Source organism: Antribacter sp. NEAU-D49, from assembly GCF_057158775.1.
In genome coordinates this window covers 117438-133997 of sequence record NZ_JBXTSN010000005.1, presented here as the reverse complement: position 1 = coordinate 133997, position 16560 = coordinate 117438, and the positions used below count along the sequence as shown (strand labels likewise).

Genomic DNA, 16560 nt, shown 5'->3' with positions numbered 1-16560 from the left:
CCGAGACAGAGGAGACACCCTGATGAGCACCGTCAAGGTCACCGACGACACCTTCAAGACCGAGGTTCTCGAGTCCGACGTTCCCGTCCTCGTCGACTTCTGGGCCACCTGGTGCGGGCCGTGCCGCATGGTCGCCCCCATCCTCGAGGAACTGTCCGACGAGTACGAGGGCAAGATCAAGATCGTCAAGCTCGACACCGACGAGAACCAGGCCACCGCGATGGCGTACGGGATCGTCTCGATCCCGACCTTGAACGTCTACCAGAACGGCGAGGTCGTGAAGTCGATCATCGGCGCCCGCCCCAAGAGGGCGCTCGTCGAGGAGATCGAGCAGGTCCTCAGCCCCGCTGAGTAGCACGGCCCAGCGGGCACCCTCGCCAGACGGAGAGCGGGCCGGCCGGAACCTCGTGGTTCCGGCTGGCCCGCTCTCTCTGTGTGGGTCAGGAGCGCACAGTCCGCCGCAGCTCCGTCACTCCGCCTCGTCGCCGGACTCGGCCGCATCTGCCGGGACCCCGGAGAGCGTCCTCAGGAGGCCCGGGTCCTCGGGAGCCATCACGGCAAGGATTCGATTCAGGTCGTCCACCGATGCGAACTCCACGGTCAGGCGGCCCTTGCTCTTCCCGACGCTGACCTTCACCCGGGTCTCGAAGCGGTCGGAGAGCCGTGTCGCCAGGTCGTCGACGGCCTCCAGCCGGGTTCCCGCCCGCGGCGCCTTCCTCGACTTGGTTGCACCGCCGCCCGTCTCCGCAAGCATCACGATCTCCTCGGTGGCCCGCACGGAGAGCCCTTCCGAGACGATCCGCTGCGCCAGCCGCTCGATCTCGGCGGCGTCGCTCAGTCCGAGCAGAGCACGCGCGTGACCTGCGGAGAGCACCCCGGCCGCGACCCTTCGCTGGACCAGCGGCGGCAGCCGGAGGAGGCGCAGCGTGTTCGAGATCTGCGGGCGGCTCCGTGCAATGCGTGTCGCGAGCTCCTCGTGCGTGCAGCCGAAGTCGTCAAGCAGCTGACGGTATGCCGCGGCTTCTTCCAGCGGGTTGAGCGCCGCACGGTGCAGGTTCTCCAGGAGCGCGTCTCGAAGCATGTCCGAGTCGTCGGTGTCACGGATGATCGCGGGGACGAGGTCGAGGCCGGCGGCCTGCGTTGCACGCCAGCGCCGCTCGCCCATGATCAGCTCATAGGTTCCCGGGTTGTCCCTGTCAGGACGCACCACGATCGGCTGAAGCACGCCGATCTCACGAATGGAGGCGACCAGCTCGTCCAGCTCGCCCTCGTCAAACACCGAGCGAGGCTGGCGCGGGTTGGGCCGGATGGAGGTGACGGGGACCTCGGCGAAGCGTGCACCGGGCACCGGCAGCAGATCCAGTCCTGTTTCACGTGAAACGTCGGTGGCCTCCGACGAACGCCCGAAGAAGGCCGTGTCCAGCGCGGAGGTGGATACCTCCCCGGAACTCCCGCCCTCGCCGTTCGACACGGAGAGGCGGCCGCTCTCGATCGCGGCATCCCAGGTTGGGCGCGAGGTGGGCCCCGGGCGATACGCGGACGGCTGTCGCTTCGCCTCGTCCGTGATGGCCACGTCGGCAACGACGGTTCCCGTCGTCGCGGCATCCTCAGACGGAGTGGCGGGCTCGGACTCCGTCGCCACCGGCTCGGTCGCCGCAGCCTCTTCAGAGACGTTGGTGGACCCCGTCTCGTCGGAGTTCGGACCAGACTGGGCCTGTGTCGTCACCGCCTGGTCGCCACCAGTCCCGGCGAGCGGCGCGATCGGCGCGGACTCCGTGACCGGGGCGGATGCGGACGCCGGCTCGACGAACGCACCGGGCACCGGAGTGTCCGTGCCCGCCGTGGCCGGCGCAGAGATCTCCGCAACCGGGCGCTCTTCCAGCGCGACCGCTGTCGCCGTGGCCGCCGGCTCCGTTCCCCCGGACAGACGGTCGGCGTCCTCCGCCGACGTGGGGATCAGCGCGCCAAGCCCTCGTCCGAGGCCTCTCCGCTTCTGGCTCATCGTGCTTCCTCCGTCATTGCCGCGCTCGTCCCGTGCTGTCCCCCGCTCGCCTGCATCATCCCTGAGCCCCTCCGCTCACGATGGTGTCGAGTGGCGATGGCCTGCGTGGGCTCGAGAAGCCCTGCCCTCGCTCGGCGAGCTCCCGCGAGGCCTCGAGGTAGGCGAGCGCACCGGTCGACGTCGGGTCATACGTCATGACCGTCTGCCCATAGCTCGGAGCCTCGGAGATCCGCACCGACCGGGGGATCGTCGTCTTGAAGGTCTCGTTCGGGAAGTGTGAGCGCACCTCCGAGGCCACCTGCTGCGCCAGGTTGGTGCGACCGTCGTACATGGTCAGGAGGATCGACGACACCCGCAGTTCCGGGTTGAGGTGGGCCCTGATCAGGTCGATCGTCTTCAGCAGCTGGCTGAGACCTTCGAGGGCGTAGTACTCGCACTGGATCGGGATAAAGACCTCACGCCCGGTGACGAAGGCGTTGACGGTCAGCAGGCCCAGGCTCGGCGGGCAGTCCACGAGGACGTAGTCGATCCGGTCCTCCCCGGCGGCGACCCGCTCTTCGAGGTAGGTGTCGACGGCCCTCCGCAAACGTGTTTCACGTGAAACAAGCGATACCAGCTCGATCTCGGAGCCCGAGAGGTCGATGGTCGCCGGGACAGCCCAGAGGTTCGGCACGTCCGGGCACTCCTGGACGGCCTCCCTGAGGGGCAGGTCCTCGATGAGGATCTCGTACACCGACGGAGTTCCTGCCCGATGCTCGATGCCGAGAGCGGTGGAGGCGTTGCCCTGCGGGTCATTGTCGATGACGAGGACGTTGAGACCCGACTGGGCGAGGCCGGCGGCCAGGTTGACCGTGGTCGTGGTCTTGCCGACACCGCCCTTCTGGTTGGCGACGGTGATGATGCGTGTGCGCGGCGGACGAGGGAACTTCCGGCCGTGAAGATCGATGCGGCGGCGTGCGTCGATAGCGAGCTCAGCCGCGAGAGGCGTGGTGTCGTCGACGATCGGGACGCTCGCGATGAGCGCCGCGCGGCGTTCCTCCTCGCTCACGAAGCCGTCCTCGGCGGCACCCGCGGTGGGCTGGGGCAGATTCGAGGGCCACTGACGCGCGTCCGCTGTTTCACGTGAAACGGCGGGAGTCGGCGCGGAGAGCCCTTGCACAGGGATCGGTTCCGTCACGCGGACACTGTAGTCGTTGGCGTCCCCGTTGGGGCGGTCTTCGTCGCCACGCCCTGAGGTGTTCACCGTTGATTCGCCAGCCGCGCCAGACGCGCCGGACGACTCGCCGTGACCTGACGACCCACGCCGTCCGGACTCCTCCCCCTCGAGTGCAGGAGCACGGTCCTCCGACACGCCTTCGGCGATCGCACCGTCCTCGGCGACCGGGGATGTCGACCCGGTCGTGGCGCGTTCCGCGCCCACCTCCCCCGTCGACTCAGTCGTCCCAGCCTCGGGCTCCGGCCTGTGCACAGCCTCGGCGCCGGACCCCCGAACGGACTCCGCCGACGTCCTCGGCTGTTCGGGTTCCTGTTCTTTCGTCAGCCGGTCAGGGGGCAGCACAGCCTCCGGTCCGGCAGCGGGGACCTCGGTTCGCCTGGACTTCCGCTTGAAGAAGAACACGCGAGCAACGCTACGTACGGCGGGCCCGAGCGGCCTCCCGAAACGCCGCACTCGTTCGGTTTCACGTGAAACGAGCCGGTGTGGCCCGTGCAGGCGGGCGGTCGAGGTATGACCCGTTCGGTATGCCCACAACCCGCTGCTTCCTGCCTACCGTGCTGTGGCCGTGTTGTCCCCGACCTGCGAGGAGTACCCATGTCTGCACTCCGTCGAGCAACAGCCTGGACCGTCGGCGCCGCCGCCGCCCTCGTCCTTGCCGTCGCACCACCAGCCAGCGCCGCCACCTTCCTCACTCACGCCCAAGCCACCGCCCAGCTCAGCGCCGCCGGGATCAGCTGGACATCGAGCGGAGGATGCAGCAACCGCAACGTTGCCACCTGCACCTCGTTCGAGCAGGTCCGGCAGACGACGATCAGCGGGATCAAGACCCTCAAGTCCGCCAGCGGCTGCAGCATCACCGTCACGGGCGGCACCGAGACCGGCCACTCGAGCGGCACCTACAGCCACTGGAACGGCTACAAGCTCGACATCAGCAAGGGCACCTGCATCGGGAACTACATCAAGGCCAACTTCACCTACGTCGGCTACGTCTCAGGGTGGGGGTACCAGTACCGCTCCGGCGCCGGGAACCTCTACACCGACGAGGGCAACCACTGGGACATCCTCTACTACAACTGCGGGGGCTGCTGAGCCCGCAGACAAAGATCGGCCCGCCACCCCTCGCGGTGGCGGGCCGATCATGTTTCACGTGAAACGAGGACTGCTACTTGCCCCGTATCACCCTCAGGATCGTCGTCGCCTCAACTCCCGGCACCGTCTCTCCGGCAAGGATGTCCGGCTCGCCCGCCTTGAACGAGCGCAGCACCTTGCGGGCCGGCTCGACCTCCTGCTCCACGCTACGTCCCTTGAGGATCACCATCTCACCACCCACCCGAACGAGGGGCATGCTCATCCGCACCAGCTTGGAGAGCCCTGCGACCGCACGAGAGGTGACGGCGTCCGCCTCGAATGCACCGTGATACTCCTCGGCCCGACCGCGCTTCACCTGCACGTTCCGCAGGGACAGCTCTTCCGCCACCTCGGAGAGCCAGGCGGTTCGACGCTCCATCGGTTCGACGAGAAGCACCTCGACGTCAGGCAGCATCGCAGCGATCACGATGCCCGGCAGGCCAGCGCCAGAACCGACATCGGCCACCACTCCCTCGGTCGGGAGATACTGGACCACCGCCGCCGAGTTGAGGATGTGTCGCTCCCAGATACGCGGGACCTCGCGCGGACCGATCAGTCCGCGCAGCTCTCCCTGATCCAGGAGCAGCGCCGCAAACCGGGAGACCACTTCATAGCTGTCACCGAAGTACTCCCGCACGGCCGGACTCACGCCCAGGGTCTCCGCGTCGCGGACCTCGTCGTCAAAGCCCTCGGGCTCGCGGTCGTTCCCTGCTGCCTGCTCGTCCATGTCCACCCGTCCGTCTCCTCGTCCACCCGGCAGACCGAAGGCCGGTACTCGTCCTCAGACGCGCACCGGCCCCGGCATCTCGTTCCCCGTCAGCCGACGTCGGCCACTGCGTCCGTCTCGCCCGATGCCGTGCCGGCCGGCTGAACCACGACGTACCGGCCTGGCTCTACCCCGCGAGAGTCGCTCACCAGCCCGGCCGCCGCGACGACGTCGTGCACCACCTTGCGCTCGAAGGCGTTCAGGGGATCCAGCGACAACTCCGTGCCTGTGGCCCGCACCGTCTCGATCGCAGCCTCGGCGATCCGCGTGAGCTCTGCCCGCCGAGCGGCACGGTGGCCACCGATGTCGAGCATCAGCCGGCTGCGCTCCCCCGTCTTCGCCTGCACCGCGAGGCGGGTCAGCTCCTGGAGCGCGTCGAGGACCTCACCGTCCTTGCCCACGAGGTGCCTGAGCGACGACGCGTCGTCGGCGATGATCTCGACCGCTGCCCGGTCGAAGGTGATGTCGATGTCGATGTCACCGTCGAGGTCAGCGATGTCGAGCAGCTCCTCGAGGTAGTCGGCGGCGATCTCGCCCTCTTCCTCGAGACGCGTCGTCAGGTCCTTCGCCTCGGCTGCGGGCGTGTCCGTCGGGCTCATGTGCGCTCTCCTACTTCTTCTTCGGCCTGGTGCCGGCGTCGCCACCAGGGGCATCATCCCCCGCCGCATCGGTCGGCGCCGACTGGGCCGTCACAGGCCTGGCCGGCTGCGAGCCCGTCGTCTTCTGGCGGTTCTTCCGCTTGGGCTGAACGCGCTGGCCGGACCGCGGAGCCTCCACGACAGGAGCGTCCTCGACCGGCACGACCCCGCCGTTCTTGGCCGCCTTGGCAGCAGCCTTACGCGCCTGGCGCTCCTTGAGCTGCTTCTCGGCAAGGGAGCCAGGCGTCGGCATGCGCTTGATCGTGTAGTACTGCTGGCCCATGGACCAGACGTTGGTGACGGTCCAGTAGATCAGGACACCCACAGGGAAGTTCACGCCGGAGATCGCGAAGACGAGCGGGAGCAAGTACAGCATCATCTTCTGCGTCTGGGCCATGGGACCCTCGAGCGCCGCCGGCGGCATGTTCTTCATCGTCAGCTGGCGCTGCGTGAGGAACGTCGTCGCACTCATGGCCACGATCAGGCCGATGACGACGATCCGCGAGGTCCACGAGTCCGTCGTCATGAAGACGTCGGAGAGCTGGGCGCCGAACAGCGTCGACTGCTCGATGTCCCCCGCCACGTCCTGCGTGATGGGGCCGATCGCGTCGCGCTTGTAGTCGCCGTCGGCGATGGGCTTCAGCGCGTTCAGCACGTTGAACAGCGCGAAGAAGATCGGCGACTGCAGCAGGAGCGGCATGCAGGACGCGAAGGGGTTGGTGCCGTGCTTGCGGTACAGCTCCATCGTCTCGCGGGTCATCGCCTCGCGGGACGCCGGGTCCGTCTTGCCCTTGTACTTCTTCTGGATCGCCTGCAGCTCCGGCTGGACCATCTGCATCCCGCGGGACGCCTTGATCTGCTTGAAGAACAGGGGGATGAGCAGCACGCGGATGACGATCACGAGGGCCACGATCGACAGCACCCAGGCGAAGCCCGGGCCGGACTGCATCCCGAGGGTCGTGAACAGGGCGTGCGACCCGTACATGATCCAGGCCACCACCCATTCGATCGGGTAGAGGAAGGCGAAGAAGTCCATCGGTGAAGTGCTCCTGAGTCGGTGACGCGAAGTCCGGGGGTCCGGGACACTGTCCCGGGTGAGCGGTCAGGCTCCGTGCGTGTGCGGTGCGTGCGTGTCGTCGTGAGCACGAGCCCCGCGCGCCGGCGGGACGTCGTCCACCCCGCCCAGGCTCCACGGGTTGCACCGCAGAAGCCGCCACAGCGCGAGCCCGAGACCTCGCAGGGCCCCGTGCCGCTTCAGGGCGATCACGGCGTACTGCGAGCACGACGGGTAGTACTTGCACGTGGGACCGCTCATCGGAGAGATGAACGTCTGGTAGACCCGGATCATCCCCACCAGCACGGCGACAGGCACATCGCTGAGCGTGACTCGCTCGCCACGGAACGTGGGTGCCCGGAACAAGGAGGTCATCGCCCGGCTCCGGTGGGTGAGGGGCGGGCGCTGCTGCCCGACGCCGCACGCGGGCCCCGATCCTCGCCCGTCGCCCGGGCGAGTGCCCGGGTCAGGCTCGAGGCCAGGTCTCGCGACAGCTCCGTGAACGTGGCACCGGACGCAGGCGGGAGGGCCCGCACCACTGCACGCGTACGCGGGGGCAGCTCGTCGACGTGTGCGAGCGCGGCATGGCGGAGCCGGCGCTTCACGAGGTTGCGCTGGACCGCGTTGCCGACGGCCTTAGATACGACAAAACCGACCTGTGACGGTTCATCCCCCTCGTCATTGACGAGGAGGTGAACCACCAAGGTCGATCGTCCTGCACGCGTGCCGCGGCGCACCGCCCGTTCGAAGTCCACGGAACGGCGCAGTCGGTGCGCCGCTGGCAGCACGGCTCAGGCAGAGAGCTCGACGCGACCCTTGCGGCGGCGAGCAGCCAGGATGGCGCGGCCGGCACGGGTGCGCATACGCAGCCGGAAACCGTGGGTCTTCGCACGGCGGCGGTTGTTCGGCTGGAAAGTCCGCTTGCTCACGAGGTACTCCAAGAACGTCGGGGAGGCACACCGTCAGTCCTCGACGATGCAGGGTTCGTTACAGGCCGAGCGAGGTACGCAGTCGACCGGGGCCGACCCAAGGCCTGGGCCCGTGGCCAAAGCCACGTCTGGGCGCGCTGAAAGTACCTGGAACGGCTGTCTGACGTTACGCCGCGGAGGGCCCGGGGGTCAAACTGGGAAGCCTGTCACGAGCGCCACACCGTACCCCCGCGTGGTCCGCAGATTCGGGAAGACCCTGCCGTTCCGACGTCGGGCGGGCGGCTGTCCACAGGCCTGTCCACAGATCCACAGGCTGTGGACAACTGTGTGGACGATGCCTCATGATGGCAGACTTCAGGAGATCCAGCACCCAGGACGACCGCCGGACACGCCTCCCCCACCAGCACCGAGCAGAAGGAAAAGCCGTGGCCAACCCGGACGAGAACATCACGGACGTCTGGGCCCAGACCCTGGCCACGCTCGAGAGCCGGCCGGACATGAGCCCGCGTCAGCTGGCCTTCATCCGGCTTGCGAAGCCGATGGCGATCCTCGACGACATGGTGTTCATCGCGGTGCCTCACGAGCAGACCCGCACGTACCTCGAGACCGCCGTCCGTGACGACCTGGTCTCCGCCATCTCGTCGGTGCTCGGCCGGGACATCCGTTTCGGCATCACTGTGGACCCCGAGCTGAGCCATGACGCCCTCGCCGGTCCGTCGCAGATGTCGCTGCCGGAGGAGCCCGAGCCTCAGGAGGCTCAGATCCCGGTGGTTCCTCAGCCGGCGCCGAAGCCGTCCGGGGAGCCCACCCGGCTCAACCCGAAGTACATCTTCGAGACCTTCGTCATCGGGTCGTCCAACCGGTTCGCCCACGCCGCCGCGGTCGCGGTGGCCGAGGCGCCGGCCAAGGCGTACAACCCGCTGTTCATCTACGGCGACTCCGGGCTGGGCAAGACGCACCTGCTGCACGCCATCGGTCACTACGCGCACAACCTGTACCCCCACGTGCGCGTGCGCTACGTGAACTCCGAGGAGTTCACGAACGACTTCATCAACTCGATCGGTGAGGGCAAGGCCGGCGCGTTCCAGCGGCGCTACCGCGACGTCGACGTCCTCCTCATCGACGACATCCAGTTCCTGCAGGGCAAGGAGCAGACGATGGAGGAGTTCTTCCACACCTTCAACGCGCTCCACAACGCGAACAAGCAGGTGGTCCTGACCTCCGACGTGCCGCCCAAGCAGCTGCACGGGTTCGAGGACCGGCTCCGCTCCCGCTTCGAGTGGGGTCTCATCACGGACGTCCAGCCGCCGGATCTCGAGACGCGTATCGCGATCATGCGGAAGAAGGCCGCGAGCGAGCACCTGGACGTACCGGACGAGGTGCTCTCCTACATCGGCTCCCGCATCTCGACGAACATCCGGGAGCTCGAGGGTGCTCTGATCCGCGTGACGGCCTTCGCGAACCTCAACCGCCAGCAGGTTGACCTGGCACTGGCGGAGATCGTCCTCAAGGACCTCATCACCGACGATGACTCGGCAGAGATCACGCCGGCCGTCGTCATCGCTCAGACCGCTGCGTACTTCGGTCTGACGATCGAAGATCTCTGCGGTTCGTCGCGGTCACGCGTCCTCGTCACCGCCCGCCAGATCGCCATGTATCTGTGCCGGGAGCTCACGGATCTCTCGCTCCCGAAGATCGGTCAGCAGTTCGGTGGGCGAGATCACACCACCGTGATGCACGCCAACAAGAAGATCGCCGGGCAGATGGCGGAGCGTCGCTCCACCTACAACCAGGTCACCGAGCTCACGAGCCGGATCAAGCAGCAGCACCGGGGCTGACCTGCGACGACGTCCATCTCAGGCCCTTCTGCACACCGCTGTGGAAAACCCCTGGGGACAACTTCACGCTGTTGCTGGTAGGCACGTCCCCAGGCTCCTCCACAGCAGTTTCCGCGTGATCCCGCCACGCCACCTAGTTGTCCCCACCTCTGTGGACGATTTCTGTGCAGAACTACAGGTTTCTCGATGCGACCCCCGTGCACACCTGTGTAGAAAGCTGTGGACGGGTGTGGATGAACCCCCGAATTCTGTGGGCGGAGGACCCACAATCGGTGGACAGGGTGTGTGCACAGAATCTCTGCCCACAGGGACCCCTAGTTCACACACAGGTGACCCCACAGCTCCTCCACATGCCCACGAGGCCTCTGACCTGCGTAGACAGCGCTTATCCCCATCTTCCACAACACCTACTACGACGACTACTGATTCAGAAGAGAAAGAATCCACACGCCTTCATCAGGGCGGTCCGGGTGACGGCATCAGCGCATCGAACACTAGTACGAGCGCTCTGAGATGTCATCCACCGGTCGGTCACGCCGGAGTGCCGGAGAGCCGAGACCTCGCGTAGGGTTTGGCAGGACAGTCAGAGCCATAGAGGGAGATGCAACGGCATGAAGTTCAGGGTCGAGCGCGACGTCCTCGCTGATGCTGTGACCTGGACCGCCCGCACGCTCCCGACAAGGCCGCCTGCACCGGTCCTCGCCGGCGTCCGCATCGAGGCTGACGCGCAGGGGATCATCAACCTGGCGAGCTTCGACTACGAGACGTCGGCCCGGTCCGAGATCCCTGCAGAGGTTGCCGAACCGGGCACGGTCCTTGTCTCCGGGCGCCTCCTCGCGGAGATCTCACGTGCGCTGCCGAACAAGCCGGTGGACGTCACCCTCGAGGGCACCAAGGTGATGCTCACGTGCGGTGCCAGCCGGTTCACGCTCCTCACCATGCCGGTGGAGGACTACCCGGCACTCCCCACGATGCCCGAGCTCACCGGCACCGTCTCGGGCGACGCCCTCACGCTCGCCGTCAACCAGGTCACCGTGGCGGCCAGCAAGGACGACACCCTCCCGCTGCTGACCGGTGTCCGTGTGGAGATCGAGGGCGAGCGGATCACCCTGCTGGCGACGGACCGTTACCGGCTCGCCCTGCGGGAGCTCACCTGGACTCCTGCCACCCCGGGATACTCCGCCGTCGCCCTGATCCGCGCACGCACGCTGAACGACGTCGCGCGTTCCCTCGGCGCCGGCGGTGGCCTGGTGAACGTGGCGCTGTCCACAGGCGCCGGGCTGGACCTGGTGGGCTTCGAGGCGGGCGGCCGGCACACCACGTCGCAGCTGGTCGACGGCGACTACCCGGCCGTGCGGCGCCTCTTCCCCGACGCCACCCCCATCCACGCCGTGGTGGCGACCGCGCCCCTCATCGAGGCGGCCAAGCGCGTCAGCCTCGTCGCTGAGCGCAACACCCCGATCCGCCTGTCCTTCACCGACGGGCAGGTCGTGCTGGACGCAGGCCAGGGCGACGACGCACAGGCGTCGGAGGCTCTCGAGGCGGTGCTGGTGGGCGAGGACATCGCGGTGGCCTTCAACCCCCAGTTCCTGCTGGACGGGCTTGGCGCCCTGGGGACGGACTTCACGCGCCTGTCCTTCACGCACCCGAACAAGCCTGTCGAGTTCACCGGCCAGGAGTCGCTGGACGGCGAGGACGACTCCTCGTACCGCTACCTCCTGGTCCCGATCCGTTTTGCCGGCTGACGTCCGGCTCTGAAGGAGACACACGATGGTCAGCCACATCGGCCTGGTCGGGCTCGGCAAGATGGGCAACAACATGCGCGCCCGCCTGCGCAAGGGGGGCATCGAGGTCACCGGTTACGACCCCCGGCCCGAGGTGTCGGACGTCCCGACGCTGGCCGCGCTCGTCGCCGCGCTTCCCGCGGAGCGCAGGGTCGTGTGGGTCATGGTGCCGGCCGGCGACCCGACCCGGACTGTCGTCGAGGAGCTCGGTGAGCTGCTGGGTGACGGGGACATCATCGTCGAGGGTGGCAACTCCCACTACGCCGAGGACCGCGAGCGTGCCACCGCCCTCGCCTCGAAGGGCATCGGCTACGTCGACGTCGGCGTCTCCGGGGGCGTGTGGGGCCTGGAGAACGGCTACGGCCTGATGGTAGGCGGCGAGGTCGCTCACGTAGAGGCCCTGCTGCCCGTGTTCGACGCCCTGCGCCCCGAGGGCCCCCGCGAGGAGGGCTTTGTCCACGCGGGGACCGTCGGCGCCGGTCACTTCGCCAAGATGGTGCACAACGGCATCGAGTACGGCCTGATGCAGGCGTACGCCGAGGGGTACGAGCTCCTCGCCGCCAAGGACGACGTGATCACCGACGTGCGCGGGACCATGAAGGCCTGGACGCGCGGCACCGTCGTCCGCTCGTGGCTCCTGGACCTGATGGTCAAGGCGCTCGAGGAGGACCCGGAGCTCGCGCTGCTCGACGACTGGGTCGATGACTCAGGCGAGGGTCGATGGACCGTCGACGAGGCGATCGATCTCGCGGTGCCCCTCCCGGTCATCTCCGCCTCCCTGTTCGCACGCTTCGCGTCGCGCCAGGAGAAGTCCCCCGCGCTCAAGGCGGTGGCGGCTCTGCGGCAGCAGTTCGGCGGGCACTCGGTCAAGAAGGCGGACTGACCGCCCGGCCCGCACGGGCCGGTTGTCCACACCTTCTTCCACAGGACTTCCGATGTATGTCTCGCACCTCTCGCTGCTCGACTTCCGCTCGTACACAGCGGTCGACGTCGAGCTCGAACCGGGGGTCAACGCCTTCCTCGGACCGAACGGTCAGGGTAAGACGAACCTGGTCGAGGCGGTCGGCTACGTCGCGACACTGGGGTCCCACCGGGTCTCGACCGACGCCCCTCTGATCCGCGCCGGCGCCTCCCGCGCCGTGGTACGGACGAGGGTGGTCCGGGCGGACCGAGCGAGCACCATCGAGCTTGAAATCACGCCAGGGAAAGCCAATCGCGGACGCATCAACCGAGGTCAGCCGGTACGTGCGAGGGACGTCCTGGGCATCTTGCGGACGGTGCTCTTCGCCCCCGAGGACCTGGCCCTCGTCAAGGGCGACCCGGACGGACGGCGCCGCTTCCTGGACCAGCTCCTCGTCCTGATGACCCCGCGTGTGGCAGGCGTTCTGTCTGACTACGACCGGGTGCTGCGCCAGCGGTCGGCACTGCTCAAGTCTGCCCGGGGGGCGCGTCGAAGGCCCGTTGCCAGGCCTTCCCGCTCCGGGTTGTCCACAAGTTCATCCACATCGTCGTCCACAGGACTATCCACAGGGTCGGTGGCTAACGGCGCAGGTGCGACCGGCGATCCTGCTGGTGCCGAGCTCGCCACCCTCGACGTCTGGGACACCCGGCTCGCCGAGCTCGGCGCAGAGATCCTGGTGCTCCGTCTGGAGCTGGTGGAGGCTCTGCGTCCGGCGGTGGCTGCGTCGTACGACCAGGTGAGCGCCGGGGCAGGCGTCGCGGAGATCGCGTACAAGTGGTCACTCCCAGGAGCGGTGCCCGACGGCGGCGCGCTCCCCTCGGTGGCCGACGTCCGGGACGCGCTGCTCGCGGCGATGCGCGAGGTACGCCAGCAGGAGCTGGACCGCGGTGTGAGTCTCGTCGGCCCGCACCGTGACGATCTGGTCCTCACCCTCGCGGGCCTTCCAGCCAAGGGCTACGCGAGCCATGGTGAGTCCTGGTCGTTCGCCCTCGCGCTCCGGCTCGCCTCCTACCGCCTGCTCAGCGGTGAGGTCCAGGCACCGGCCTTCTGGAATCCCGACCTCGGTACCGACGCGGAACCCGTGCTGATTCTGGACGACGTATTCGCGGAGCTCGACGTACGGCGCCGGGAACGGCTTGCGGAGCTCGTGGCGCCCGCCCGGCAGGTGCTGGTGACGGCCGCCGTCCCGGACGACGTGCCGGGTGCGCTCCAGGGCGTACGGTTCCACGTGGAACCAGGGACGGTGGCGCGTGAGCGGTGATGAGCGGCAGGCGGGCCGGACGCCCGGGGCGAGCTCCGGCGTCGGGCAGGACGGGACGGGCGACGAGGCGGCCGAGGCCGTGCCGCTCACTCCCCCGTCCGAGGTGGCGCGTGCGGCGCTGAACCGCGCCAAGGCCGCGGCGCGGGCCAGGGGACTCCGCCCCGGTGCCCCCGCCCGGCGCTCTCCCCTGGATGAGCCGCACCGTGAGCGCAAGGGGCCGAACGCACGCGACCCGCAGCTGCTGTCCGAGGTGGTCGGCCGGCTGCTGCGCGAGAAGGGCTGGACCGCGGAGGTCTCGGTGGGTGGCGTGGTCGGCAGGTGGCGTGAGGTCGTGGGACCGGACGTGGCCGAGCACTGCCCGCCGGAGACCTTCGAGGACAAGGTGCTGGTCGTCCGGGCGGACTCCACGGCGTGGGCGACCCAGCTGCGGCTGCTCGTCCCGACGCTGCTGCGCAGGATGGCTGAGGAGATCGGCGAGGGCGTGGTGGAAGAGGTGACGGTGCTCGGGCCGGCGGGCCCGGGCTTCCGGCGTGGGCCGCGGGCCGTGCGCGGCCCAGGGCCGCGCGACACCTGGGGATGAACCTGTGGACGACGAAGGGCTCCCCGGTGAACCGGGGAGCCCTTCGTCAGTCAGGCCTGTGTGTCAGGCCGGTCGGTCAGACGTTCTGGATCCGACGACGTGCCCACACGAGCGCGAAGCCGCCGCCGGCGAGCAGCAACGCGAGCAGCACGGCGCCGCCCACGGTGGCGCCGGTCTGGGCGAGGCTCGGCGGCTGCGTGGCGGCCGGGGCCGGTGCCGAAGGCGAGGCCGACGGCGTCGGTGTCGCGGAGGGCGACGGCGAGGCGCTCGGGGACGGGGAGGCGACCGGGGCGGGCGCCGTCTCCGTGGGGGTCGGGCTCGGCGTCGGCTCGGACTCGCAGGTCAGCGCCGCGAGGAGCGCTGCGAGGTCCTCGGCCGGGAGGATCGCGGTGGTCGGGGAGAGCTCATCGTACGTGCCCAGGTCGCCCCACGAGAAGCCGTCGTTGAGCGTGGCCGTGATGCCGGCGGCGTCCTTGACATAGGTGACCGAGTCCGTGTCGGCAGGCTTCGCGATCGCGTCGACCGAATCAACGGTGCAGTCCACGACGGGCACGGCCGGCGAGACGGGCGTCGCCGACGGTGTGGCGCTGGGGGACGGGGACGGCGTCGGGGTGGGCGAAGGCGTGGGCGTCGGGGACGGGGTCGGCTTGCAGCCCTTGATCGGGCCGCCCTTGACGCTCGTGTCGAACCGGTTGTCGTCCGAGGCGTCGATGACAACCTCCCAGGACTTCACGGTGCCCGGGTCGATGTTGTAGTCGTTCCAGCGGTACGTCTTCGTGTAGCTGTTGCCGAACGCCGCCTCGTCGATCTCCTTGCCGTCGACGACGACGGTGACCGAGTTGCCCTGGCGGGCAAGACGGCCTCGTACGAGACCGGTGTCGTCAGGTCGCACGTTGCGGAGATCAGCTCACGGACGTCCAGCGCTGCCAAGACGCCAGTCATGATGCCGCTCACGCCGTCGTCCGGCATGTGACGGTAGCGACCGAACGAGTGTCCCGAGCCGAAGGTGTATCCGGCCTGGGCTCGTGCAAGCAGCTGCTCGCCGTCGAACTCGTAGTGAATCGCCTCGGTGTTCTCAGGAATGGCGAGGTCGTCCAGGGTGGCGTCGCACTCGGTGAGCAAACCGGGATCGGCCGGCGTCACCAGAACCGGCGTAGGCAGTGGCGCAGTGTCGGCGGTGGCGGGGAGAGCCGTGGCGGACAGCAGCCCGCCCAGGGCGAGCGCCGTGGTTGCGGCCGTCGCGAGAAGTCGCTTCATCGGGGGTCCTTGCGAGAAAAGGGACCGTGCGCCGTTGCACGGTGAGTGTGTCGCGCGCATTCAACCAGAAAGTTGCCCAGGCTCGACAGTGCGAAAGGCGGACACCCGCAGGGTGCCCGCCTTTCGCGTCGTCAGGTCAGTCGCGTGCGGTGGCGCGACGGCGGTACCAGATGAGCCCGGCGCCGGCGGCGAGGAGCAGGGCGGCGATGCCGGTGGCGGTGCCGACGGTCGCGCCGGTCTCGGGGAGCATCGGCCGGGTCTGCGCTGCGGCTGCTGCCGAGGTCGCGGTCGGGGCCGGGGTGGCGACGGGGTTGTTCACGGGTCCGGCGGCGGTGGCCGACGGGCACGGGCTAGCGACCGGGGCGTCATCGAAGGTCGCGTAGTAGTAGCGCCGGATACCGTCCTCCCCTGCCCCTCGAGGGAGATGTGCAGGTCGACGTCGGCCACTCGGGTCTCGGGGTACCCACGGGCAGAATAGGTCCCGTCGCCGTTCATGACGAGGTCCGGGAAGCTGTACAGGCCTTCCAGCGGGTAGTCGTGCCCGCTACCGGCCCACAACGGCGCATCTGCACCCTTACCAGACCACTCGATGTACGCCACGTCACCGAGCATGCCCTCGGGTCGCCCGATCGAGTACTTCAGACGCGGCTCACCGTCGACACAGACCGCCTCATAGGCGATCGGCGTGGTGAGCTCGCACCGTGGCGAGACCACCTGGCCCACGTGAATCCGAAGACGAGTGATCCCGTTCGTGCTCCCGCCCGTTTCCGGCGCGTACTGACCACCGGCGTAGGGCGGACCTCCGAACTCGAACCCGGGCCGAGCGTTCGCGAAGAGGTTTGCCCCGTCGAACTCGTAGAAGATCTCGGCGGTGTCCTCGGGGATCACGAGGTCCTCGACGGTGGCGCCACAGGTGGTGACCCGGTCGGGTGTGACTGGGGTGACCTTGTCAGCGTCCCAGAGCCAGATACTGTCGCCGGAACAGCAGGCGGTGCGACGTCAGCCGCAGCGGGGAGAGCCGTGGCGGACAGCAGCCCGCCCAGGGCGAGCGCCGTGGTTGCGGCCGTCGCGAGAAGTCGCTTCATCGGGGGTCCTTGCGAGAAAAGGGGCCGTGCGCCGTTGCACGGTGAGTGTGTCGCGCGCATT

General features: G+C 68.6%; 18 protein-coding genes. 7 read left to right on the top strand and 11 right to left on the bottom strand.

All coding sequences use genetic code 11. From position 1 onward, the window contains the following. The first annotated feature begins 22 nt into the window (after positions 1–22). Positions 23–355 (top strand): thioredoxin, encoded by a 333-nt coding sequence (gene trxA / locus AC060K_RS06475; protein ID WP_483764601.1) that lies wholly within the window; start codon positions 23–25, stop codon positions 353–355. Positions 356–469: 114 nt separating this feature from the next. On the opposite strand, the gene AC060K_RS06470 is transcribed toward trxA, so the two are convergent. Then, a complete protein-coding gene (locus tag AC060K_RS06470) occupies positions 470–1822 on the bottom strand; it encodes a ParB/RepB/Spo0J family partition protein (protein ID WP_483764600.1) in 1353 nt (450 codons plus the stop codon). A gap of 235 nt (positions 1823–2057) precedes the next feature. After that, on the bottom strand, positions 2058–3050 hold the full coding sequence (locus AC060K_RS06465; RefSeq protein ID WP_483764599.1) for a ParA family protein: 993 nt from the start codon (positions 3048–3050) through the stop codon (positions 2058–2060). A 762-nt stretch (positions 3051–3812) separates the two neighbouring features. Between AC060K_RS06465 and AC060K_RS06460 the strand changes: the two genes are divergently transcribed. Continuing rightward, a complete protein-coding gene (locus AC060K_RS06460; protein WP_483764598.1) occupies positions 3813–4307 on the top strand; it encodes a hypothetical protein in 495 nt (164 codons plus the stop codon). A gap of 73 nt (positions 4308–4380) precedes the next feature. Here the strand turns inward: AC060K_RS06460 and rsmG are convergent, their stop codons facing one another. The 6 genes from rsmG to rpmH form a co-directional block, all read right to left on the bottom strand. Beyond that, positions 4381–5073, bottom strand: coding sequence for a 16S rRNA (guanine(527)-N(7))-methyltransferase RsmG (gene rsmG / locus AC060K_RS06455; RefSeq protein ID WP_483764655.1), 693 nt, complete (start codon positions 5071–5073; stop codon positions 4381–4383). Between the two features lie 89 nt (positions 5074–5162). Further along, positions 5163–5711 carry a Jag family protein gene (locus AC060K_RS06450; RefSeq protein WP_483764597.1) on the bottom strand — a complete coding sequence of 183 codons (549 nt, stop codon included), beginning with the start codon at positions 5709–5711 and terminating at the stop codon, positions 5163–5165. Between the two features lie 10 nt (positions 5712–5721). Continuing rightward, positions 5722–6786: a membrane protein insertase YidC gene (gene yidC / locus AC060K_RS06445; RefSeq protein WP_483764596.1), complete on the bottom strand. Its 1065-nt coding sequence runs from the start codon at positions 6784–6786 to the stop codon at positions 5722–5724. A gap of 66 nt (positions 6787–6852) precedes the next feature. Then, positions 6853–7179 (bottom strand): membrane protein insertion efficiency factor YidD, encoded by a 327-nt coding sequence (gene yidD, locus AC060K_RS06440; RefSeq protein WP_483764595.1) that lies wholly within the window; start codon positions 7177–7179, stop codon positions 6853–6855. Continuing rightward, positions 7176–7592 (bottom strand): ribonuclease P protein component, encoded by a 417-nt coding sequence (gene rnpA / locus AC060K_RS06435; protein WP_483764594.1) that lies wholly within the window; start codon positions 7590–7592, stop codon positions 7176–7178. The genes yidD and rnpA overlap by 4 nt, the downstream gene beginning before the upstream one ends. A gap of 3 nt (positions 7593–7595) precedes the next feature. Further along, positions 7596–7733 (bottom strand): 50S ribosomal protein L34, encoded by a 138-nt coding sequence (gene rpmH, locus AC060K_RS06430; protein WP_012895733.1) that lies wholly within the window; start codon positions 7731–7733, stop codon positions 7596–7598. A gap of 425 nt (positions 7734–8158) precedes the next feature. Here rpmH and dnaA point away from each other — a divergent pair, with 425 nt between their 5' ends. From dnaA to AC060K_RS06405, 5 genes are all read left to right on the top strand, one after another. Further along, complete coding sequence (gene dnaA / locus AC060K_RS06425; protein WP_483764593.1) at positions 8159–9571, top strand: chromosomal replication initiator protein DnaA; 1413 nt, start codon at positions 8159–8161, stop codon at positions 9569–9571. Between the two features lie 611 nt (positions 9572–10182). Next, a complete protein-coding gene (gene dnaN / locus AC060K_RS06420) occupies positions 10183–11316 on the top strand; it encodes a DNA polymerase III subunit beta (RefSeq protein WP_483764592.1) in 1134 nt (377 codons plus the stop codon). A gap of 25 nt (positions 11317–11341) precedes the next feature. Next, positions 11342–12238, top strand: a complete 897-nt coding sequence (gene gnd / locus AC060K_RS06415) for a phosphogluconate dehydrogenase (NAD(+)-dependent, decarboxylating) (RefSeq protein WP_483764591.1) — start codon at positions 11342–11344, stop codon at positions 12236–12238. A 52-nt stretch (positions 12239–12290) separates the two neighbouring features. Continuing rightward, the gene (locus AC060K_RS06410) at positions 12291–13577 is read left to right on the top strand and encodes a DNA replication/repair protein RecF (protein WP_483764590.1); all 1287 of its coding nucleotides are present in this window, start codon (positions 12291–12293) and stop codon (positions 13575–13577) included. A 79-nt stretch (positions 13578–13656) separates the two neighbouring features. Then, on the top strand, positions 13657–14157 hold the full coding sequence (locus tag AC060K_RS06405; RefSeq protein WP_483764654.1) for a DciA family protein: 501 nt from the start codon (positions 13657–13659) through the stop codon (positions 14155–14157). 76 nt (positions 14158–14233) lie between these two features. Here the strand turns inward: AC060K_RS06405 and AC060K_RS06400 are convergent, their stop codons facing one another. The 3 genes from AC060K_RS06400 to AC060K_RS06390 form a co-directional block, all read right to left on the bottom strand. Continuing rightward, positions 14234–15049, bottom strand: coding sequence for a hypothetical protein (locus AC060K_RS06400; RefSeq protein WP_483764589.1), 816 nt, complete (start codon positions 15047–15049; stop codon positions 14234–14236). Between the two features lie 501 nt (positions 15050–15550). Next, positions 15551–15664, bottom strand: a complete 114-nt coding sequence (locus tag AC060K_RS06395) for an LPXTG cell wall anchor domain-containing protein (RefSeq protein WP_483764588.1) — start codon at positions 15662–15664, stop codon at positions 15551–15553. 65 nt (positions 15665–15729) lie between these two features. Next, positions 15730–16302 (bottom strand): hypothetical protein, encoded by a 573-nt coding sequence (locus AC060K_RS06390; protein WP_483764587.1) that lies wholly within the window; start codon positions 16300–16302, stop codon positions 15730–15732. Positions 16303–16560 lie beyond the last annotated feature (258 nt).